At 35.4% G+C, this 20,799-nt stretch carries 20 protein-coding genes; 9 read left to right on the forward strand and 11 right to left on the reverse strand.

Features of this window, described 5'->3' with window-relative positions:
- On the forward strand, positions 1-320 hold a 320-nt coding region (locus ACEN3Z_RS08755), incomplete at its 5' end, for an IS30 family transposase (protein WP_407090544.1).
- Positions 321-358: 38 nt separating this feature from the next.
- Here ACEN3Z_RS08755 and ACEN3Z_RS08760 read toward each other — a convergent pair.
- The gene (locus ACEN3Z_RS08760; protein ID WP_407090545.1) at positions 359-880 is read right to left on the reverse strand and encodes a DUF308 domain-containing protein; all 522 of its coding nucleotides are present in this window, start codon (positions 878-880) and stop codon (positions 359-361) included.
- Positions 881-1,054: 174 nt separating this feature from the next.
- On the opposite strand from ACEN3Z_RS08760, the gene ACEN3Z_RS08765 reads away from it, so the two are divergent.
- The 5 genes from ACEN3Z_RS08765 (at position 1,055) to guaC (ending at position 8,227) form a co-directional block, all read left to right on the forward strand.
- Positions 1,055-1,531: a nucleoside 2-deoxyribosyltransferase gene (locus ACEN3Z_RS08765; RefSeq protein WP_407090546.1), complete on the forward strand. Its 477-nt coding sequence runs from the start codon at positions 1,055-1,057 to the stop codon at positions 1,529-1,531.
- Between the two features lie 16 nt (positions 1,532-1,547).
- Complete coding sequence (locus tag ACEN3Z_RS08770) at positions 1,548-3,101, forward strand: Ppx/GppA family phosphatase (protein WP_407090547.1); 1,554 nt, start codon at positions 1,548-1,550, stop codon at positions 3,099-3,101.
- A gap of 55 nt (positions 3,102-3,156) precedes the next feature.
- Positions 3,157-5,349 (forward strand): RNA degradosome polyphosphate kinase, encoded by a 2,193-nt coding sequence (locus ACEN3Z_RS08775; protein WP_407090560.1) that lies wholly within the window; start codon positions 3,157-3,159, stop codon positions 5,347-5,349.
- 244 nt (positions 5,350-5,593) lie between these two features.
- The gene (locus tag ACEN3Z_RS08780) at positions 5,594-7,222 is read left to right on the forward strand and encodes an ABC-F family ATP-binding cassette domain-containing protein (RefSeq protein WP_407090548.1); all 1,629 of its coding nucleotides are present in this window, start codon (positions 5,594-5,596) and stop codon (positions 7,220-7,222) included.
- A gap of 30 nt (positions 7,223-7,252) precedes the next feature.
- Positions 7,253-8,227: a GMP reductase gene (gene guaC / locus ACEN3Z_RS08785; protein ID WP_407090549.1), complete on the forward strand. Its 975-nt coding sequence runs from the start codon at positions 7,253-7,255 to the stop codon at positions 8,225-8,227.
- Positions 8,228-8,295: 68 nt separating this feature from the next.
- Here guaC and ACEN3Z_RS08790 read toward each other — a convergent pair whose 3' ends face one another.
- Positions 8,296-8,538, reverse strand: coding sequence for a YdcF family protein (locus ACEN3Z_RS08790; protein WP_407090550.1), 243 nt, complete (start codon positions 8,536-8,538; stop codon positions 8,296-8,298).
- A gap of 394 nt (positions 8,539-8,932) precedes the next feature.
- Between ACEN3Z_RS08790 and ACEN3Z_RS08795 the strand changes: the two genes are divergently transcribed.
- Together ACEN3Z_RS08795 and ACEN3Z_RS08800 are read left to right on the forward strand one after the other, a co-directional pair.
- On the forward strand, positions 8,933-9,646 hold the full coding sequence (locus tag ACEN3Z_RS08795) for a YebC/PmpR family DNA-binding transcriptional regulator (RefSeq protein WP_407090551.1): 714 nt from the start codon (positions 8,933-8,935) through the stop codon (positions 9,644-9,646).
- A gap of 28 nt (positions 9,647-9,674) precedes the next feature.
- Positions 9,675-10,145: a glutathione peroxidase gene (locus tag ACEN3Z_RS08800; protein WP_338489894.1), complete on the forward strand. Its 471-nt coding sequence runs from the start codon at positions 9,675-9,677 to the stop codon at positions 10,143-10,145.
- Between the two features lie 54 nt (positions 10,146-10,199).
- Here the strand turns inward: ACEN3Z_RS08800 and ACEN3Z_RS08805 are convergent, their stop codons facing one another.
- The 6 genes from ACEN3Z_RS08805 to ACEN3Z_RS08830 form a co-directional block, all read right to left on the reverse strand.
- Positions 10,200-10,847 carry a CBS domain-containing protein gene (locus ACEN3Z_RS08805; protein WP_197103538.1) on the reverse strand — a complete coding sequence of 216 codons (648 nt, stop codon included), beginning with the start codon at positions 10,845-10,847 and terminating at the stop codon, positions 10,200-10,202.
- Between the two features lie 2 nt (positions 10,848-10,849).
- Positions 10,850-11,554: an ABC transporter ATP-binding protein gene (locus ACEN3Z_RS08810; protein ID WP_407090552.1), complete on the reverse strand. Its 705-nt coding sequence runs from the start codon at positions 11,552-11,554 to the stop codon at positions 10,850-10,852.
- The gene (locus ACEN3Z_RS08815; RefSeq protein ID WP_407090553.1) at positions 11,554-12,330 is read right to left on the reverse strand and encodes an ABC transporter ATP-binding protein; all 777 of its coding nucleotides are present in this window, start codon (positions 12,328-12,330) and stop codon (positions 11,554-11,556) included. Before ACEN3Z_RS08815 ends, ACEN3Z_RS08810 begins: the two co-directional genes overlap by 1 nt.
- Entirely contained in the window at positions 12,327-13,298 is a 972-nt protein-coding gene (locus ACEN3Z_RS08820) for a branched-chain amino acid ABC transporter permease (protein ID WP_407090554.1), read from the reverse strand. The genes ACEN3Z_RS08815 and ACEN3Z_RS08820 overlap by 4 nt, the downstream gene beginning before the upstream one ends.
- 8 nt (positions 13,299-13,306) lie before the next feature.
- Positions 13,307-14,185: a branched-chain amino acid ABC transporter permease gene (locus ACEN3Z_RS08825; RefSeq protein WP_407090555.1), complete on the reverse strand. Its 879-nt coding sequence runs from the start codon at positions 14,183-14,185 to the stop codon at positions 13,307-13,309.
- A 277-nt stretch (positions 14,186-14,462) separates the two neighbouring features.
- Positions 14,463-15,626: an ABC transporter substrate-binding protein gene (locus ACEN3Z_RS08830; RefSeq protein ID WP_407090556.1), complete on the reverse strand. Its 1,164-nt coding sequence runs from the start codon at positions 15,624-15,626 to the stop codon at positions 14,463-14,465.
- 481 nt (positions 15,627-16,107) lie between these two features.
- Between ACEN3Z_RS08830 and ACEN3Z_RS08835 the strand changes: the two genes are divergently transcribed.
- Positions 16,108-17,079, forward strand: a complete 972-nt coding sequence (locus ACEN3Z_RS08835; RefSeq protein WP_407090557.1) for a lactate/malate family dehydrogenase — start codon at positions 16,108-16,110, stop codon at positions 17,077-17,079.
- A 114-nt stretch (positions 17,080-17,193) separates the two neighbouring features.
- Here the strand turns inward: ACEN3Z_RS08835 and ACEN3Z_RS08840 are convergent, their stop codons facing one another.
- The 3 genes from ACEN3Z_RS08840 to ACEN3Z_RS08850 form a co-directional block, all read right to left on the reverse strand.
- Positions 17,194-18,363: an ABC transporter substrate-binding protein gene (locus tag ACEN3Z_RS08840; protein WP_407090558.1), complete on the reverse strand. Its 1,170-nt coding sequence runs from the start codon at positions 18,361-18,363 to the stop codon at positions 17,194-17,196.
- A 228-nt stretch (positions 18,364-18,591) separates the two neighbouring features.
- Positions 18,592-20,070: a phosphate:AMP phosphotransferase gene (locus ACEN3Z_RS08845; protein ID WP_407090559.1), complete on the reverse strand. Its 1,479-nt coding sequence runs from the start codon at positions 20,068-20,070 to the stop codon at positions 18,592-18,594.
- 75 nt (positions 20,071-20,145) lie between these two features.
- Entirely contained in the window at positions 20,146-20,541 is a 396-nt protein-coding gene (locus tag ACEN3Z_RS08850; protein ID WP_197103552.1) for a DUF3224 domain-containing protein, read from the reverse strand.
- Between the last annotated feature and the right edge of the window lie 258 nt (positions 20,542-20,799).

The following is a 20,799-nucleotide window of genomic DNA, read 5'->3' on the forward strand; positions in this document are numbered from 1 at the left end:
ATTTGAGAGAAAACTTACCTAAGGAAGCTTTAAAGTCCTTTACCTCAGATCGAGGAAAAGAATTTGCTTGTTATCCTGAGGTCGAAGCAGCAGGGATTGATTTTTATTTTGCCGATGCTTATAGTGCTTGGCAAAGAGGAACCAATGAGAACTCTAACGGTTTACTGCGTGATTTTTTTCCTAAGAAAACAGACCTCGCTAGAGTGATTTACCAAGAACTCAATCAAGCTTTGTGGTTAATGAATAATCGTCCTAGGAAATGCTTAGATTACCAAACACCCTTGGAAGTATTTTTACACGAACTCTTATTAATTGAGTAAATAAAAAATTGTCGCAATACTTATTGCAATTCAACATATTAAAAAGCTTGGATTACAAATGATAAGCCGTTTAGCGTGAAGTAAATCCCAACTAAATAAGCAACTGTCAGAATTGATGCGATTGGATTAAAGATTAATATGATTCCAATGATGATACTTATAATAGATAAAAACACAATTAACCAGAAATTTCTTTTACTATATTTTCTAATCGCTCTTGCTGATACCAAGGCAATAACTGAATCAATGATAAACCAAATCGCAAATACGATTGGTAAAGCAATAACACCGGCAGTGATGTTAAAGAATAAGAATACACCAATAATAATATCGATGATACCAATCACAATCAGCCAATTATTCGTCATCCCTGTGTATTCTTTTAAGCGATTACGAATTATAATTTGCGTAATCCCCTTAAACGCTACCGCAAAAGCAAATAAATATATGACAAAACTGGCACTTCCAAGTGGGTTGTTAAATGCAAGTATCCCTAAAATAATATAAATAATTCCAACAATAAGTGACCACCAATTAAATCCATTCTCAGTTTTTGACAATGAAACCACCTCTTTCATTATAAATTATATAATTATTTTAACGTGAGATTTTTATAATATCAATTTATATGCTTGATAAACCTGCACTTAAAAAGTAATAACTTCACCTTCTCAATTGAGCATTCTGACCTCCTCAGTTATAATAAATATATAAACGAGAGGGGAATTATTTATATGTCACAAATTTATTTTGCAAGCCCATTATTTAGTGAAATGGAATTAAATTATAACGCTCAATTAGTTAAACAAATTAGAGAAAAATATACAGAAAGCACTGTGTTCTTACCTCAAGAACAAGGTGATATTAATGATAAACAAAGTTATGCAGATTCAATGATGATTGCTAAAGCTGATACAGAGGCTGTGTTAAAAAGTGATTTAGTTGTTGCGATACTAGACGGGTTAGTCATTGACCCAGGTGTTGCTTCAGAAATTGGCATTGCTTACCAAGCAGGAATACCTGTCATTGGCCTTCACTCTGACCAACGTCACCAAGGTGCGGATAACCAAGAAAAATTAGATGCACTGCAAAATGTTGCCGAATCTCAGTTCCCTTATGTTAATCTGTATACAGTTGGATTAATAAAATTAAACGGAGAAATCGTCAATACATCCCAAGAATTAATCGAACGTATTTCAAATTACATATAAATGAAAGGATCCTTTTATGTATAAAGAAGTTATCGGAGTTATCGATATTGGTTCCAACACCATTCGACTTGTGATATTCGGGTTGGATGAGCAATACAACTATATCGAAATCCAAAATATTAAAACACCTGCCCGTCTTTCGCAGTATTTAATTACTGATAAAGATGGTGAAAACCCTCAGATGTCTCAAGACGGTATTGATAAATTAATTGAAACTTTAATCAGTTTTAGAGCCGTAGCTGAATCATTTAATGTAGCTCAAATCCTTCCTATGGCAACCGCAGCCGTGCGTCAATCTGTTAATAAAGCAGATATTCTTGAACAAGTAAAAGAGGGCACTGGTTTAGAAATTAATCTTGTTTCTGAAGAAGATGAGGCAAGTTACGGTCAATACGCTATCACTCATTCGACAGTCGTTAATGATGCGATTACAATCGATATCGGTGGTGGAAGTTGTGAGATTACTTATTATGAAGATAAAAACATGGTTCAATACCACAGTTTTCCTTTTGGTGCTGTAAGTTTAAGCAAACAATTCTTCCAAGACAAAGATCATAATGATTCCGAAGCCATTGAGGCAGTTCAAGAATATGTCCGCAAGCAATTTAAACAGTTTGATTGGATTAAAAAAGCGAAGCTACCGATTGTGGCAATTGGTGGGTCAGCCCGTAACATTGCGAATGTTCATCAACGTTTAGTTGATTACCAAATGGCCGGAGTCCATGGCTATTCTATGGATGAAGATGATATTAAAGAAACACTAGATTTATTTATATCAACAGATATTGATGATATGACTGACATTGAAGGACTTAGTGCCGACCGTAAAGATTTGATTATTCCTGCTAATATCGTTTTTCTAGAGCTTTTTAAAATAGTAAAAGCAAAAGAATTCCTACTGTCATCACAAGGTTTACGTGAAGGGATTATTCTCAAATATATTAATCATACATACAATTATCCATTAGATAACCAACCCATTCGCGTGCGATCGATTCGTCAAGTTGTTCGTGATTTTCCTATTAACACTGTTGGGGCTCAAATTATCGTTGATATTATTATTAGCTTATATCAACAACTTTGTAAACTTGGCTTATTGACATACAGTTATGAAACTCAAGAAGAAATTGAATTTGCAGCTTATATTTACCGTTTTGGTGGTTTTATTAGTCCAGAAGCCGATTCTCAGCATACGTTCTACCTATTATCTAATATGAACTTACTCGGTTTCTCGCATCGAAAACGTCTGTGTCTTGCATTACTAGCAAGTTACCGTAACCGATCACTATTTAAGCAATATCTAACAAACTATGAGAATTGGTTAACAGATGAAGAAATTAGTAACTTAGAAGTTTTAGGTGGCGTCTTAAAATTTAGCTCTGCTTTAAACGACTCAAAAACTGGTCCGATAGAGGATTTAAAACTATATCGTACCAAAGATAAAAATTACAAACTTGATATTTATCACTCAGCTCCAGTGATTGCAGAAAAATACCGGAGTATGCGCCATGCCAAGCATTTTGAAAGAGCATTAGATGGTGATTTAGAAATAGAATTCATTCAAAAATAATTAGTCTGTAGTGAGAAAGGAGCATTTTGTGAATAAACAAACGGAAGATAATAAAATGGTGGATAACGTCTGGAATCATGATTCTTCAAATCAAGCGAATGCATCAAAGACAACGATTAACTTAGATAATCCTAATTACTACTTTAACCGAGAATTAAGTTGGTTAGATTTTAATCGTCGTTGTATTGATGAAGCCTTTGATAAAGAGAATCCTTTACTTGAGCAATTAAACTTCTTAGCTATAGGCTCTTCAAACTTAGATGAGTTTGTCATGGTTCGCGTGGCTGGAGTTTATGATCAATTTTTAGCCGGTGTAAAAGTCGCTGAAAACAAAACTCAAATGACACCTAGAGATTTATTACAAGGTATCAGTGAGAAAAATCATGAAAATGTCACCGTACAGTACAAACGATATAACGAAATCATTCCAACTTTGGATTCCTTAAATTATTCAATTAAGCGAATGAATGAGTTAAATGAAGAAGAATTGGCTCAAGCAGAAAGATATTTTACAGACTTGATTCTTCCAACTTTATCACCATTGGGAGTCGATGCATATAAACCCTTCCCTCACTTATCGAATAAGAGTTTGAATATTCTTGTTCAACTTGAACAGAAAAAGGAAGAATTAACTGCCATCGTTCCTATCCCTTCATTATTAAATCGCTATACAACACTTGAAGTGGGGAAAAAACGTACAATTATATTAACAGAAGATATTATTGTTCATTTTATTAGTGCTTTATTTACTGGTTACACAATTAAGTACACTTACCCATTCCGTATTACACGAAATGCTGACTTCGACATCATTGAAGACAGTGCCGCAGACTTATTAGCACTGATTGAAGATTATGTTAAAAGTAGAAAAAAAGGAATGGCTGTCCGTTTAGAAATCGATACACGTGGTGTAGAAAATTATAATTCAGACCATCATACATTTTTACAAAATATTCTTGAATTAGCTGACCAAGATATCTACTTAGTTGATGGTCCGCTTGATCTTACTTATCTGTTCTCACTTGTTGACCAAATTGGTGAGGAACACCCTGATCAGTTATATAAACCATTTACACCGCATTTAAATCCAAAACATTTAGGTGAGAGCTTATTCGATGAGGCTGATAAAAAAGATATCTTCTTAAATCACCCATTCGACTCCTTCAAACCGGTTGTATCCTTTGTGGAACAAGCAGCTGAAGATGAGAATACGATTGCGATTAAACAAACGCTTTATCGTGTATCAAAAAATTCCCCCATTATTTCTGCTTTGAAAAAAGCCGCTGAGAATGGTAAAGAAGTGACTGTTTTGGTTGAATTAAAAGCGCGATTTGATGAACAAAATAACGTTTATTGGGCTCGTGAACTAGAAGAAGCTGGTTGTCACGTTCTATATGGTGTGAGCGAGTTAAAGACACATAGTAAAATCACGCTAATTATTCGCAAAGACGACAATAAGATTAAAAGATATATTCATTTAGGTACTGGAAATTATAATGACAAAACAGCAAATACTTATACAGATATGGGTGTCATCTCTTCTCACGATGAATTAGCTAGCGATGCATCTAGTTTCTTTAACTACTTAAGTGGTTATACAGAAAGACCGACTTACAAGCATCTTCACGTCTCCCCCTTTGAGATTCGTGATTCCTTAATTGATTACATTAATGAAGAGATTGATTATCAAAAACAATATGGCAATGGGCGTATTATTACGAAAATGAATTCATTAACTGATAAACCTTTGATTCAAAAATTGTATGAAGCAAGTCAAGCTGGTGTGAAAGTCGACTTAATTGTCCGAGGTATTTGTTGTTTGCGTCCTGGTATACCAGGTATCTCAGAGAATATCCACGTACGCAGTATCGTTGGGCGATTCTTAGAGCATAGTCGTGTTTATCACTTTAACCGTAATGGCAAAAAACACCTATTCCTATCTTCTGCAGATATGATGACACGTAATATGACAAAACGTGTTGAAATTGAGTTTCCAATTTTAGATCAAGATATCGAAGCGGAAGTACTTGATATTCTTGAATTGCAATTAGCAGATACAATGAAAGCGCGCGTCTTGCAATATGACGGAGACTATGTTCGTCCAGATCGAACTGCCACTCATTTAAATTCTCAAAATGAATTAATGAAACGTGCGAATGCTGCTACTGAAGCGATTCAGACAATGACAATTGAAAGTAAGAAAAAAGATAATTGGTTTACCCGTATTTTACGTCGCTTTAATAACTAATTTTCTTAAACGAAAAGTGTTGGTGAGAGTTATTTCGCTGGCACTTTTTTCTGTGTAAAATAGTGCTTGATTAGGCTGAGTATAAGCTATTTTAAAGTGTTTAAAATAAATTCCGATAATAATCAAAGCTTTTTTTGAATTTTTGTATATTTATGGTTTATTTATTTAGTTTTTGTGTTAATATATCTGGTGGTGCCAAAAAGTATTAAGGGCACGAATGAGTATTCCAATGGGAGGAAAAAGAATGATAAATGTATCTAACGTCAGTTTACAATTCCCAGATCGTAAGCTTTTTGATGAAGTAAATATTACGTTTACGCCTGGAAACTGCTACGGAGTTATCGGTGCGAATGGGGCTGGAAAATCAACATTTCTTAAAATTTTATCTGGTGACGTTACACCAACTACCGGAAACGTTAGTATGGACCCAGAAGAACGTCTGGCTGTATTAAGCCAAAACCATTATGGCTTCGAAGACCATACGGTGATTGAAACTGTCATGATGGGTTATAAAGAATTATACGAAACAATGAAAGAAAAAGATGCTATCTATATGAAGCCAGACTTCACAGATGAAGATGGTATTCGAGCAGGTGAATTAGAAGGACTATTCGCAGAAATGCGCGGATGGGAAGCTGAATCTGAAGCGAGTGATATGCTTCAAGGTTTAGGTATCGATACAAGCATGCATAATCAATTAATGCGTGAATTAAATGAAGCGGATAAAATCAAAGTTTTACTTGCTCAAGCATTATTCGGTAAACCAGATAACTTATTACTGGACGAGCCGACTAACGGTTTAGACGCACAAGCCATTGACTGGTTGAGTGATTTCATTATGGACTTCCCTAACACAGTGATTGTTGTTTCCCATGACCGTCACTTCTTAAATACAGTTTGTACACACATGGCGGATGTAGACTTTGGTAAGATTAAACTATTCGTAGGTAACTATGATTTCTGGTTACAATCAAGCCAACTAGCTGCAAGAATGCAAGCTGACCAAAACGCTAAAAAAGAAGAGAAAATTAAAGAATTACAAGACTTTATCGCTCGTTTCTCTGCGAACGCATCTAAGTCTAAACAAGCGACATCACGTAAAAAAATGTTAGATAAAATCACTTTAGATGATATCCAACCTTCTTCACGTCGCTATCCATTTGTTGGCTTCTCACCGGAGCGCGAAATTGGTAATGACTTGTTACGCGTTGAAGGTGTTTCAAAAACCATTGATGGAGAAAAAGTATTAGACAACATTACTTTTACACTTAGCCGTGAAGATAAAGTTGCCTTTTCAAGTCGTAATGACAACGCAACAACTGCCCTATTTGAAATTCTTATGGGGAACATGGAACCAGATACCGGAACAGTTGAATGGGGAGTAACAACTTCTCAAACTTACTTACCACGTAACTCTGGTGATGAATTTGATGGTGTAGAATTAACTATTGTTGATTGGTTAAGACAGTACGCTTCAAAAGAAGAACAAGACAATACTTTCTTACGCAGTTTCTTAGGTAGAATGTTGTTTAGTGGTGAAGATGTTATGAAACCAGTGAATGTATTATCTGGTGGTGAAAAAGTCCGTTGTCTACTTTCTAAGATGATGCTTTCTAAAGCAAACGTATTAGTCTTAGATCAACCGACAAATCACTTAGACTTAGAGTCAATCACTGCATTAAACGAAGGTTTAATTAAATTTAAAGGTGCCATTTTAATGGCTTCACATGACTTTGAAGTATTAAATACAACATGTAACCGAGTGATTGAAGTCACTTCAAACGGTTCATTTGATCGTGTCAACTCAACATATGAAGAATATGTTAATGATCAAGATGTACAAAATCGTCTGGAAACTTTATACAACGCCTAAAACAGATTAAAAGGAGACTTAATTAATATAATGGAAGTTTTTGATTTCGAAGATGTTCAAATGATTCCTAACAAAAGTATCGTACAAAGTCGTTCTGAGTGTGATACATCTATCAAGTTTGGTCCACGTGAATTTAAAATTCCGGTAGTACCTGCAAATATGCAAACAGTCATGAATGGAGAACTTGCAGTTTGGTTCGCTGAGAATGATTACTTTTATATTATGCACCGTTTTGACGAAGAAGGACGTATTCCATTCGTTAAAATGATGCACGAAAAAGAACTCTTTGCTTCAATAAGTGTTGGTATCAAAGACTATGAATATGACTTTGTTCGTCAACTTGCTGAAGAAAAAATTGTTCCTGAGTATATCACAATTGATGTTGCTCACGGTCATTCAGAATATGTTATCGATATGATTCGTTTTGTTAAAGAATACTTACCTGAGACTTTCCTAATTGCTGGTAATGTGGGTACACCTGAAGCTGTTCGTGAATTAGAAAACGCTGGTGCAGACGCTACTAAAGTCGGCGTTGGACCTGGTCGTGTATGTATTACTAAGTTAAAAACTGGTTTTGGTACAGGTGGATGGCAATTAGCTGCTGTTCGTGCTTGTGCGAAAGCTGCAACAAAACCAATTATTGCTGATGGTGGTATCCGTCACAATGGTGATATTGCTAAAGCTGTACGTTTCGGTGCTTCAATGGTAATGATTGGATCATTATTTGCAGCACACGAAGAAAGCCCAGGAAAATCTCGCGAAATCGATGGTAAAATGTACAAAGAATACTTCGGTAGTGCATCTGAACATCAAAAAGGTGAACACAAAAACGTCGAAGGAAAAATCGAAATGATCCGTGCACGCGGAAAATTAATTGATACATTAGTAGAAATGCAACAAGACTTACAATCAGCCATCTCTTATGCCGGTGGTAACAAATTGGAAGCGATTCGTCACGTTGATTATGTTTTAGTTCGTAATACTATTTATAACGGTGACAGATAATTACTTCGCCCTATAAACAAAAAAGGATGTTAGTTGAGTTTCAAGACTCATTTAACATCCTTTTTGTATTAACTTATAACAGCAACAAAATTACCGTATTTATCAATATGTATATCACTGCAAAAGTGATGATTATTTTTACATACATGTGTCGTTAAACTATAAATAATTAATAAAGCCCTAAAGACATGATAAGCACTCGTTACAACCGAAAATTTGAGCTTTTGCGACGTCATCTTAGCATATGAACATAAGATGTCCTCTTCTGTATTCGTCGCCTGATTCTCTAGGATAATCGCCTCTTTGGGCACTCCTTATAACTTAATCGCTTTATTTACTCGACTGGCTAATAATGACGTGCCCCGGCTACCCCCGCCCCTAGAACCACTTGATAATCAAGATTCATTTTGGTAAAGTGCATTAAATTCAGCATTATAGTTATCAATTAAAGATTGATAATTAAGAGAGAGAAAACAATCCACCTACTTTTAATTTTTACTGCTACTTTATATACCTCATTATTTTAATATAAATATGCATTTTATATTAAAAATTCGTTCTTGACCCACTGACTCTCAAACTTGTCATCATCGCATTCTAGGTGTATACTTTTATCTTAATTATACTCATCAATTTATTATTTAACAATTTAAGAAACTATGGTTATAATAATATAAGATAAACTAAGAAAGAGAAGTGAAGTTAATGGGACGTAAATGGATGAATATCAGAGAAAAGAAAGCGAAACAAGACCAAGACACTTCCTGTGTCTATGCGAAATTTGGTATTGAAATCTATGCAGCAGCAAAATCAGGTGAACCTGATCCCGATTTAAACCAAAAACTAAAATTTGCGATTGAACGTGCAAAGACTTATGATGTACCTAAACATATTATCGATCGCGCTGTAGATAAAGCAAAAGGGTCAGATGATGAGCAATTCCAAGAATTACGTTACGAAGGCTTCGGTCCAAGTGGTTCAATGGTTATCGTAGATGCCTTAACGAATAATGTAAATCGTACTGCTGGAAATGTCCGCTCTTTATATGGTAAAAACGGCGGTAACATGGGTGTCAGTGGTTCAGTTAGTTATTTATTTGATAACACAGCTGTATTTGTAATTGCTAATCAAGATGCTGAAGAAATAATGATGGCTTTACTCGAAGCTGATGTTGACGTCCGTGACGTTCAACAAGAAGATGACCAAGTCGTTGTTTATGGTGAACCAACAGATTTCAGCCATATTAAAGACGCACTTGAAGCATTTGGAATTGATAAGTTCGAAGTTGCTGAATTAGAAATGCTTCCTAAATCAGAAGTATCACTTGGGGAAGATGATTTAGTTCAGTTTGAAAAACTCATTGATGCACTTGAAGATGACGAGGATGTTCAGAAGGTTTATCATAACGTAGATCTATAAGATAACTTTAATTAGAGAAGGAGATATTATGCCACTACCTGACTTTTCACTTATTCGAAGCAATGGTGATCCCTATCGATTGAATGATTACAATAATCACGTTTTATTGATTGTGAATACTGCCACACAATGTGGTCTCAATTCTCAATTCGAAGAGCTAGAAGCACTTTACCAAGAATTCAAAGAACAAGATTTTACCGTCATTGGCTTTCCGAGCAATCAATTTAAACAAGAAGATCAAACCAATGATTCTATGGCAGAAAGTTGTGAGATTAATTTTGGTGTGACGTTTCCATTGAATGAATTAGTGAATGTCAATGGGAAGAACGCTGAGCCTGTGTTCCAATGGTTAAAACAGGAAAAAGGCGGCTTACTTAACAATGATATTAAATGGAATTTCACAAAATTTTTAATTGACCGTCAAGGTAAGGTAGTAAAAAGATATCCACCAACAACTAAACCTATAAGTTTCAAAAAAGATATTCAAGAACTGTTATAAATATTTAAAAGGCCGTCTCAAACAACTTCGTTTGGAACGGCCTTTCTCTATATCTTAATTTGGTTTTTTTGTTACTGATTTAACTTCATAACCACGCTTTTCAATAGCTTGAACTAAATTATCCACTCTATCTGTATTCACACTGATGACAATTCGAATTGAATTCTCAAGATGATAGTAAACAATCATATGAGTTAGGTTATTATCTGACTCAACTAAGGCATCACCAATTTCTTCAATCACACCTTCACGGTCTTTGTCTAACTCAACAACTATAGTCGTCCCAGGTTCGCGCGTTCCTGATATATCCACGAATGCATTAAAGATATCTTTGTCTGTAATGACTCCGACTAATCTTTCGTTCTCTAAGACAACTAAGACACCTAAATTATTTTCAGACATAATTGTCGCTGCATGATCCAATAGTGTATCTGGATTTGCTGAGTGTAATTTTGTAGCCATAATATCTTCTGCAGTTGTTTTCTCTAATAAATAGTTAATTTCATTACGACTTAAACTTGTCGCGTTCGATGGTAAGTTACGATTAATTAAATCTTTAGTTACTAAACCAACAAGCTTGTCATTTTTTAAAACTGGTAGACGATTAATATCATGTTTACGTAATAAATCTTGAGCCTCAGTCACAGAAGTCTGAGGAGTAATCGTAATTAATTCTGCTGTCATATAATCTTTTACGTACATTTTTATCCTCCTAAATATGCTTTATGAACTTCATCACTTGCTAATAACTCTTCACCAGATCCAGACAAAACAACTTTACCAGTCTCTAACACGTAGCCTCGTGTAGCTATCTGCAATGCCATTTTAGCATTTTGTTCAATTAAAAGCACGGTTGTTCCCTGTTTTTGGATGGATTCAATAATACTAAAGATTTCTTTAATAAAGATTGGTGCGAGTCCCATTGATGGTTCATCTAATAATAATAATCTAGGTTTAGACATCAGTGCACGACCCATAGCTAACATTTGTTGCTCTCCACCAGATAAAGTTGAAGCATCTTGTTTCAGTCGTTCACTTAATACTGGGAATCGTTTATAAACGTTTTGTAAGTCTTCTTCAATTTGATCCTTATCTTTACGTAAAAACGCGCCTAATTCTAAATTCTCTTTAACACTTAAGCCTTTAAATACGTGGCGGCCTTCAGGCACTTGAGAGATTCCTGCTTCAACAATCTTTTTTGGTGAATATCTTTCTAAGTTTTTACCTTCATATTCAACCGATCCACCAGCAGCTTTAACTAAACCAGAAATTGTTCTAAGAATCGTCGATTTACCTGCTCCATTGGCTCCAATTAAAGTAACGATTTCACCTTCATTAACTTCAAAACTCACGTTACGAACCGCGTTAATCATTCCATAGTTTACTTGGAGATTATTTACTTTTAACATTAACTATCCCCTCCTAAGTATGCACGAACAACATCTTCGTTTGATTGAATTTCTTTCGGTGTACCTTCAGCAATCAATCGTCCATATTCCAGTACATAAATTCTTTGGCAAATATCCATAACTAGAGACATATCGTGTTCTATTAACACAATCGTCAAGTTAAATTGCTCACGGATTTGCGCAATTAATGATGTTAAATCTGCGGTTTCATTCGGATTCATTCCGGCTGCTGGCTCATCTAAGAATAAGATTTTGGGTTTAGTTGCTAACGCATGGACAATTTCTAAACGTCTTTGTTGCCCATAAGCTAAGTTTCTCGCTTTATCATTAGCATGTTTAGCCAAATCAAAGATTGAAAGTAACTCAAAAGCTTCCTCACGCATATTTTTTTCTGTTTCATAATAAGCAGATGTTCTAAAAATACTTGAGAACATAGAATTCCCATCTTCTCGGTGCATCGCTACTTGAACATTTTCAAGTACAGTCATATCTGGGAATAAGCGAATGTTTTGGAATGTTCTTGCTAGGCCCATTCCGTTAATTTTATCTGGTCGCTTACCATTTAGTTCTTTCATTTCGTCATCAACTTTTAATTTAATTGTTCCTTCTGTTGGTTTATATACGCCAGTTAAAAGGTTGAAGAATGTTGTCTTCCCTGCTCCGTTAGGGCCAATTAATCCAACTAATTCACCCTCGTTCAACTCTAAGGAAACATTTGATACGGCTGCTAATCCACCGAAGTTTTTTGTTAATTTATCGACTTCTAATAGACTCATGAAACTGCCTCCTTATCTTTACTTCCAAATAATCTGTCCACGATACTACCAAATTTGAATTCCCAAGTTCCTAATAACCCTCCTGGGCGGAAAATCATAATTAGCACTAAGGCAACGGCATAAATAACCATACGCAATTGACCATAGTCTTGAAGGAATAAGTTAAGTAATCCTAATAATATCGCAGCAATGAAAGTACCAGTGTAACTACCAATACCACCAAATACGACAATGATTAATACATCAATTGAACGGTTAAATGTATAATCACTTGGCGTTACGATACCAATGAATGTCGCTTGAAGTGACCCACCAACAGCTGCCGTCATTGCTCCAATAACAAAAGCCATAACTTTATATTTAGTAACACTCACTCCCATGGCCTCAGCAGCAATTTCGTTTTGATTGATTGCTAAAGTGGCACGTCCACTACTACTATATGTATAACATACAATAATCGTTACAATGATAATTAAGAAGATATAAACTAACTCCCAAGTTGTTACTAATGGAATACCACTGATACCTGCTGGACCATTTGTAATATCACGTAAATTATTAATTAGAACACGGATAATCTCACTAACACCAAGTGTTGCGATAGCTAAGTAATCACCCTTCAGTCTTAAAGTAGGGACACCAACTAATAATGCCATGATCATTGCAATGACCATTCCGACTGCAATCCCAACAAATAAACCTAATGTACTATTGTCCATTTCTTTTGTAAAGATGGCAGCTGAATAAGCTCCAATAGCAATAAAACCGGCATGTCCTAATGAGAATTGACCGGCCACTCCTAAGATAAGGTTTAAACCTGCTGCATAAATAACGTTCAACATAATTGTCATTAATGTAATTCGGTAGAATGGATTAATAACGCCTGTTGAAGTTAGAAAGTAGATTGCCGCAAAACCAAAGAGCGCTAGCGCTAACCATGATATACTTCGTAAATGTATTCTCTGCATGTTATCACCTAAACTTTCTCTTTAACATTCTTACCGAACAACCCTGAAGGAAGTACAAGTAAGATTACAATTAATAAACCATAAACTACGGCGTCTTTATACATTGACCCACCCATGAAAGTAACGATTGTTTCTAGGATACCAATGACATATCCACCAACCATTGCTCCAGGAATTGACCCAACCCCACCAACTACGGCAGCTACGAAGGCTTTTAGACCTAAAGCTGTACCCATACCAGGAGAAATTGAATTATAATAAACACCAACTAGGACACCTGCAATACCTGCAAGTCCTGAACCTAAGGCGAATGTAAAGGAAATAACGCGGTTCACGTCAATCCCCATTAACTGTGACGCTTCTGAATCGACGGCAACAGCTCGCATTGCTTTCCCCATTTTTGATCGTTGAACAATCGTATACAGTAAGATCATTAAAATCACTGTAATAGCAAATACTAAAATTTGTTTTGAGTTAATTACAATATTACCTATACGATAGATTGAAGTCTCAAGTGGCGATGGAAAAGCTCTAACTTCCGGACCTAAGAAATAAATCATAATATTCTGTAGAAAATACGATACCCCAATTGCTGTAATCAGAGAAGCTACACGAGTTGAATTACGTAAAGGCTTATATGCAACACGTTCAATTACGACTCCTAAAATTGCACAAAATATCATAGCAATTAACATTGCTAAGAATAAGTTCATCTCTAAAACTGTGACTAAGTAATACCCTACAAAGGCACCCATCATAAATATATCGGCATGTGCAAAGTTAATTAATTTAATCGTACCATATACCATTGTATAACCTAAGGCCATCAATGCGTATATACTACCTAAAGCAACACCATTTACTAGTTGCTGCAAAAATAGTTGCATAATAAAATTCCTTTCTTGTTAAAATTTAATAATTTATAAGAGTATAATATAGACTTTCTAATTTTACAACCGGTTTTCTTAAATAAATTAGCTTTTCTCTAATAATTCCAATCAAAAACAAATGTAACCGTTTCATTTTTCTGTCTTTATCCTTTTTACGCTACACTTCTACAAATTATATATTTTATTGAATGTTTCTAATTTAATTCTAATAAAAAGACTGTAGGCTAATAACAAGCATGTTAATAGCTTACAGTCTATGTCTTAAAACACGTTACTATTCACCAACATTAACAGCTTCTACGTTTTCAACTTCACCATTTGTTAATTGCAACATTAAAACTTCTTTAACTGGGTTATGATCTTCGTCAATTGAGAACGTACCCGTTAACCCATCAAATGTTTCCGTCGCTGCTAAAGCATCTGTAACTGCTTGACGATCAGCTGATCCAGCACGCTCAACAGCATCTAATAATAACATTGTCGCATCATAACTTAACACTGCGAATTGATCCGCTTGTTTACCATATTCTTCTTCGAACTTTGTTAAAAAATCTTGTAAATCTTCGTCGTCACTTAAGGGAGAATAGTGAGCTGTGTAATAAACATCATTAACGTTACTTGCACCTGCTAAGTCAACTAAAGTTTGGTTACCTAAACCGTCCCCTCCGACAATCGGTTGTGTAATTCCTAATTCACGTGCTTGTTTAATTAATAAACCAACTTCTGTATAGTAACCAGGTACATAAAGTACATCAAACTCTTGAGATAGTAATGATGTTAACGATGCTGTAAAATCATTATCGCCTGATTGGAATGATTCAGTTGTAACAACTTGTCCTCCTAAAGCTTCAAACTCTTCAGTAAATGCCTGCTCTAGCCCTGTCGCATAGTCCGTAGATTGGTCAACGAATAATGCTGCTGTTTGTGCACCTAATGTTTCAGTAACATATGTTGCTGCCGCACGGCCTTGGAATGCATCTTCAAATGCTACACGGAATAAATACTCAAACACATCTCCATTATCGTCTAATGTCATACCATTCCCCGTTGCTGCTGGTAAAATTGCTGGAACTGCTGCTTCTTGAATGACTGGAATTTGTGCGTTAGAGTCACCTGTTGTTGCTGGTCCTACAATTCCGACAACGTCTTCAGATGCTAATCGCTGAGCAACTGAAGCAGCTTCAGTTAAATCTGATGTATTATCATACTCTACGTATTCAACCTCACCACCTAATACTCCACCATTTTCATTTACTTCTTTAACTGCTAATTTTGCCGCCTCTGACATGGGTGTTCCGTAAGCCGCTGCATCTCCAGTTAATTCAAAGTTTCCACCGATTTTTACAGTATCTTGCGCTAATACTTGACCTGCTCCTAACAAACTCGACCCGACTGCTAATCCTGTTAATAAAGACAACGCTAATTTTCTTAATTTCATTTTGTACTCCTCCTCAAGAATAATTTTTCAACAAAAAACCTGACCTAGACAGATTATCTAGGTCAGGTTTCTTGGGTCACTTTAAAAAAGTGCATCAAATATACTCACTCTAGATATCAATCTATGTGGGCATCAAAATAACTAGCACCTCATAGACACAAACAACCGAAGCCGTGTTTGCACCTAATCATCTAGCTACAAACACTATCTAATGATAATGCTAATAATAATATTTTGAACGTTTAATACACTTTTCTTCATGTGATTCCCTCTTATCTTTTGTTGTTAGATTTATAATAAACGATTAATTAGATTAAGTCAACATTTTTTTAACTATAATCTCATTCACTTTTCATATAATAGTGAAATTTGCTGAGTTATACTCATATAGTATACTTTATATTAATTATTTCTTTAAAAAACAGTTTTTATATGTTTAAATAAGAATATTATTAAAATTTTAATTTAAAGGAGCTTGAAAATGAAGTCACAAAAATTAGGGATTATCGGAGTTGGGCACGTAGGAGAGCATGTCTTAGCATACGCAAGTTCTTCTAACTTATTTGGAGAAATTGTCGTTATAGATTCTAGAGAAGAACTAGCTTTCGGTGAAGCTTTAGACCAAGATCATGCAACTGGATTACTTTCTCGTCCAAACGTCAACATCTACTCATCAAATGCTTATAATGATTTAAGTGATGCGGATGTTATCATCGTATCAGCAACACACGTCTATCCCAAAGGTGAAGTGCCAGCGGACCGTCAACAATTAATAACGAACAATGCTTCAATTATTCGTTCAATTATGAAAAACATTAGTGAAGTCACTCAGGAAGCAATTATTATCTTTATTACGAATCCAGCTGATACTGTCATTTATATGGCTGCGAATGAATTCTCATATCCAAAAGAACGTATGATGAGTACTGGATGCATGTTAGATTCTGCAAGATTACGTTATATCATCGGTAAGCATTACAACGTTGATCCTAAATCAGTCAATGGATACATGATGGGTGAGCATGGTTATAGTGCTGTACCAATCTTAAGCCGTTTAAGTGTTGCTGGTATTCCTTATGACCAATTATCAAAGCATTTCCCTGATATTGAACCGTTAACTGCTGATGAAGTTCAAGAAAAAGTTGTTCAAGCAGCTTATGAAGTATTCGATAACAAATTTGGAGTAACAAACGCGGCAGTGGCGCAATCATCGATTGAACTAGCTCGGGCAATTCTCTTGGATGAACATTCAATTTATCCGATTAGTACACCGTTACTCGAGGGAGAATACAATACAGAACGACCTGTGGCATTTAGTACACCTACGGTGATTACACGTCAAGGTTGGACTAAACGATTTGAAGTGCCATTAAATGAATGGGAAACTGAGAAATTAAATGTCTCAGCTGAAAGTATTCGTGCTTCGATTGATTTAGCAGAATCATTACTATAATCATTAACTATTCCGGCTGAGAGGTAATTACATCTCAGCTTTTTTGTATTGAATATTATATTTTTACACTAAAAAAGCAGAAGGACAATGCCTTCTGCGTGTATATAATACTTATTATTCTGCTGATACGTTCTCAGCCGATACAATTTCGCCTTCTTGTAGTTCAATCATAACCGCTGGTTTAACTGGGTTATGGTTTTCATCAATCGCGAATGTTCCTGTCACTCCTGCAAATTCTGTTGTATCAGCAATTGCATCTGTAATCGCTTGGGGATCTGTTGAACCGCTACGCTCGATTGCATCAATAATTAGCATTGCTGCATCATAACCTAGCGCATTCCATGTTCCCCCCTCTTTGCCGTACTTCTCTTCAAAGGCAGTAAGGAAATCTTGAACCGACTCTTCTTCACTTTCGTTTGAGAAGTGGTCAGTATAGTAGATATCGTTTGCGTTCTCTGTTCCAGCAAGGTCTAATAAAACTTCACTTGAGAATCCGTCAGGTCCAATAATTGGTTGCTCAATCCCCATCTCGCGGGCTTGTTTAATAATTAATCCTGCTTCAGTATAATATGCTGGAATATAAATAACATCAAAGTCTTGTGTCAACGCTGTTGTTAGAATGGCAGAAAAGTCTGTGTCTCCAGCTGTAAATGAATCTTCATTAACAATTGTTCCACCACTACTTTCAAATTCAGAATTAAAGTTATCAGCTAATCCGCGAGAATAATCCGAAGATTGATCGACAAATACGATTGCATTTGTTGCACTTAAATCTTCAGCAGCAAAAGTTGCACCGGCACTACCTTGATATGAGTTATTGAAGCATACTCTAAAGAAATATTCTAATACATCTCCCGCTGAATCAAAAGTAATGTCATCATCGGTTGCTGATGGAGATACCATTGGAATGTTCGCCTCTGTGAAAATTGGCAGTTGCGCCTCTGTGTTTCCTGTTGTTGCCGGTCCGACCACTCCAACAACTCCTTCAGCTACTAACCTTTGAGCAACAGATGCAGACTCAGTCACGTTACTTTGATTATCATAACTCACAATCTCAATTTCTTGACCATCAAGTACTCCACCATTGGCATTCACTTCTTCAACAGCTAACTCTAAACCTTCTAACATTTGAGTCCCATAAGACGCAGCGTCCCCGGATAATTCATAGTTAGCACCAATTTTTACGGTATCTTGTGCTGAAGTTAAGACTGGTGATAGAAGTGCAGATGCTATAGTGACTCCTGTAATAATGTGTTTCCCTATTTGTTTAATTTTAATATTCATAATTTCCTCCAAATTTTATAAGTTAAATTTTTCCGGCAGGCCGAGTAATAATAGGCCTGCCACCATTAATCGACTGTCGTTATCTAATTGTAAGTTGCTTTCTGTATCTCCCATTATTATCCTCCTCTTCTTATAAAATTTGTATTCTAAATTATATTCTATACAATAAAATGAGAAAAGACAACACTTTTCTCATTTTAAAATAATATTAAGTTATAATTTTGATGCTTATGACTCTGGTAACTCACTTAAATGCTCTTTAATATGATTAATAAAGTGCTTTAATACTTCAATTCTGGCAAATTTCTTTTGATTAGTCGCAACAATATACCACGGAGCGTTAGCCGTATGGGTACGATCTAGCATCTCTTCATAAGCAGCAATATATTCATCCCACTGGCTTCGATTGCGCCAATCATCTTCGGTAATTTTATAATTCTTATCTGGTTCTTCTTGGCGATCTTCAAAACGCTCTTTTTGCTCATCTTCATCAATATACATAAAGAATTTCATCACAATACTTCCGTGATCTGTTAATACTTTTTCCGTATGATTAATCTCATCATAAGCGCGTTCCCATTCTGACTCTGAAGCAAACCCTTCGATTCGTTCAACGAGAACACGACCATACCAGCTTCGGTCAAAGATGGCCATGTCTCCATCTTTGGGGAATTTGGTCCAAAAACGCCATAAATAATGATAGCTGTTTTCTAAATCTGTCGGTGCTTTAATTCCATGAATCGTATAACTTCGAGGATCAATATGGCGCGTCAATCTTTGGATTGCTCCACCCTTACCAGCCGCATCTACCCCTTCAAAAGCAGTAATAATAGCAATATCTTTCGTATAACAATCATAAACTAAATCAGCAGCTTCCTTTTGTAAAATTTCTAATTCTTTGTCGTACTCTTTATCTGAGATTGTCTTAGATAAATCAAACTCATCTAACTGGGTATCTTCTATATAATATTTACGATCCGATTTATCTGCTCGCTCTCTTGCTAAAGTCACTCGTTCAATCCCTGATGTGATTTCTTCGAGCGTAATACCTAAAACAGTCTTAGCTGCTAACTTTCTGTCTTCTGCATTAATTATATTCCATGGACTTTCAGGCACATCTGTTTTCTTTAAGACTTTATCAAACCATTCTAAATATTCTTCATAGTTTTTGTTTTGTTTATAATCATTATCTGATAGTAAAAATTGACGGAATTTAGAATCTTCTAAAGCTTCTATATTTTTACTTTGGGTTTTTTCTTTAATATGTAAAAAGAATTTAATAACAATAGTGCCATCATCCAGAAGCATATGTTCTAAGTTTAATAATTCTTCAGTTCTTTGCTTTAATTTATCACTCGATCGTTCATCTTTGTTCATAACCTGTGAGTAAAAACTTTGATCAAATACGACGACTTCTTCGTGACTTGGTAGTTTTTGCCAAAAACGCCACACGCTTGGATGTAGATAATCAACATCAGACCGACTGTCAAATAGTTCAACTTTGACATAACGCGGGTCTAATTCTCTTGTTAAATCATTAATAATGTCGCCCTTCCCTGAGCTCTCCCAACCATCCACTAGGATGAGCACAGGTATCTTTAATCTTTGGACGATTCTTTGTAACTTATCAATTTCTTCCCCTAGATTCGACCGTTTAAAATTGTCATAGCGATCATCAATATCATCGAAATCATATTTTTTTAACATACACTTTCCTCTTCCTTTCATGATACTTAGTCCAAAAAATTAAGTTGATTGTTACAAAAGTGCCAACTTTCCTACTTAAAACTCAATATCAAAATTAATTTCATAAACACTTTCCGAAAGAATACCATCATAGTCGTAACGACCGACTAACATACTTAGTTCTTCACTCGCATCAATAATTCTACCGTTGATTTTCAATATATTATTTTGTACCCGACCATCTTCCTGAGCTGTGAAGCTTCCCTGCTTACCATCGATGGTGCCTTGAAATTCAGCAAAACCACGAATTAATTCTGGAGTAACGTCGGCTTCTGATTGATGTGTTAGGTAATTAGCTTCAATCGTTCCCGTAATTTCCTTGCTTCTAATCTCATAACTTACATTCCAAACAGTGATGACTTTATCTTTATTATCTGTCAAAATATTTTGTTTAAAGTCTCTTTTTACTTTTCCAGTTGTTGACACTAACATGGCAATCATCCTTTCTTATTTCGTACATTTTAGCATTATTCCACATTAAGTTCTAATATACACACTCGTTGAAAAAACTATTTCACTGACTTTGTAATCGGTTGTATTTCCAAACTTAATTATGTACCTTTATCCTGAATAATTCATAGTTTTACTAATAGTCTTTCCTAACATTGATTTAATAGTCTTTAAAGTAATCTGCTTCATCACCCATTAGGTGATGAAAAAAGACCCCCTTTCTGATATGGTTAATTCACC

This window comes from Ruoffia sp. FAM 26254, assembly GCF_045528545.1.
Taxonomy (GTDB): domain Bacteria; phylum Bacillota; class Bacilli; order Lactobacillales; family Aerococcaceae; genus Ruoffia; species Ruoffia halotolerans.

Excerpts from the sequence above, each read along its gene's own strand:
- ACEN3Z_RS08765 (WP_407090546.1), top strand. The coding sequence starts at position 1,055 with ATGTCACAAATTTATTTTGCAAGCCCATTATTTAGTGAAATGGAATTA.
- ACEN3Z_RS08770 (WP_407090547.1), top strand. The coding sequence starts at position 1,548 with ATGTATAAAGAAGTTATCGGAGTTATCGATATTGGTTCCAACACCATT.
- ACEN3Z_RS08775 (WP_407090560.1), top strand. The coding sequence starts at position 3,157 with ATGGTGGATAACGTCTGGAATCATGATTCTTCAAATCAAGCGAATGCA.
- ACEN3Z_RS08780 (WP_407090548.1), top strand. The coding sequence starts at position 5,594 with ATGATAAATGTATCTAACGTCAGTTTACAATTCCCAGATCGTAAGCTT.
- guaC (WP_407090549.1), top strand. The coding sequence starts at position 7,253 with ATGGAAGTTTTTGATTTCGAAGATGTTCAAATGATTCCTAACAAAAGT.
- ACEN3Z_RS08795 (WP_407090551.1), top strand. The coding sequence starts at position 8,933 with ATGGGACGTAAATGGATGAATATCAGAGAAAAGAAAGCGAAACAAGAC.
- ACEN3Z_RS08800 (WP_338489894.1), top strand. The coding sequence starts at position 9,675 with ATGCCACTACCTGACTTTTCACTTATTCGAAGCAATGGTGATCCCTAT.
- ACEN3Z_RS08805 (WP_197103538.1), bottom strand. The coding sequence starts at position 10,847 with ATGTACGTAAAAGATTATATGACAGCAGAATTAATTACGATTACTCCT.
- ACEN3Z_RS08810 (WP_407090552.1), bottom strand. The coding sequence starts at position 11,554 with ATGTTAAAAGTAAATAATCTCCAAGTAAACTATGGAATGATTAACGCG.
- ACEN3Z_RS08815 (WP_407090553.1), bottom strand. The coding sequence starts at position 12,330 with ATGAGTCTATTAGAAGTCGATAAATTAACAAAAAACTTCGGTGGATTA.
- ACEN3Z_RS08820 (WP_407090554.1), bottom strand. The coding sequence starts at position 13,298 with ATGCAGAGAATACATTTACGAAGTATATCATGGTTAGCGCTAGCGCTC.
- ACEN3Z_RS08825 (WP_407090555.1), bottom strand. The coding sequence starts at position 14,185 with ATGCAACTATTTTTGCAGCAACTAGTAAATGGTGTTGCTTTAGGTAGT.
- ACEN3Z_RS08830 (WP_407090556.1), bottom strand. The coding sequence starts at position 15,626 with ATGAAATTAAGAAAATTAGCGTTGTCTTTATTAACAGGATTAGCAGTC.
- ACEN3Z_RS08835 (WP_407090557.1), top strand. The coding sequence starts at position 16,108 with ATGAAGTCACAAAAATTAGGGATTATCGGAGTTGGGCACGTAGGAGAG.
- ACEN3Z_RS08840 (WP_407090558.1), bottom strand. The coding sequence starts at position 18,363 with ATGAATATTAAAATTAAACAAATAGGGAAACACATTATTACAGGAGTC.
- ACEN3Z_RS08845 (WP_407090559.1), bottom strand. The coding sequence starts at position 20,070 with ATGTTAAAAAAATATGATTTCGATGATATTGATGATCGCTATGACAAT.
- ACEN3Z_RS08850 (WP_197103552.1), bottom strand. The coding sequence starts at position 20,541 with ATGTTAGTGTCAACAACTGGAAAAGTAAAAAGAGACTTTAAACAAAAT.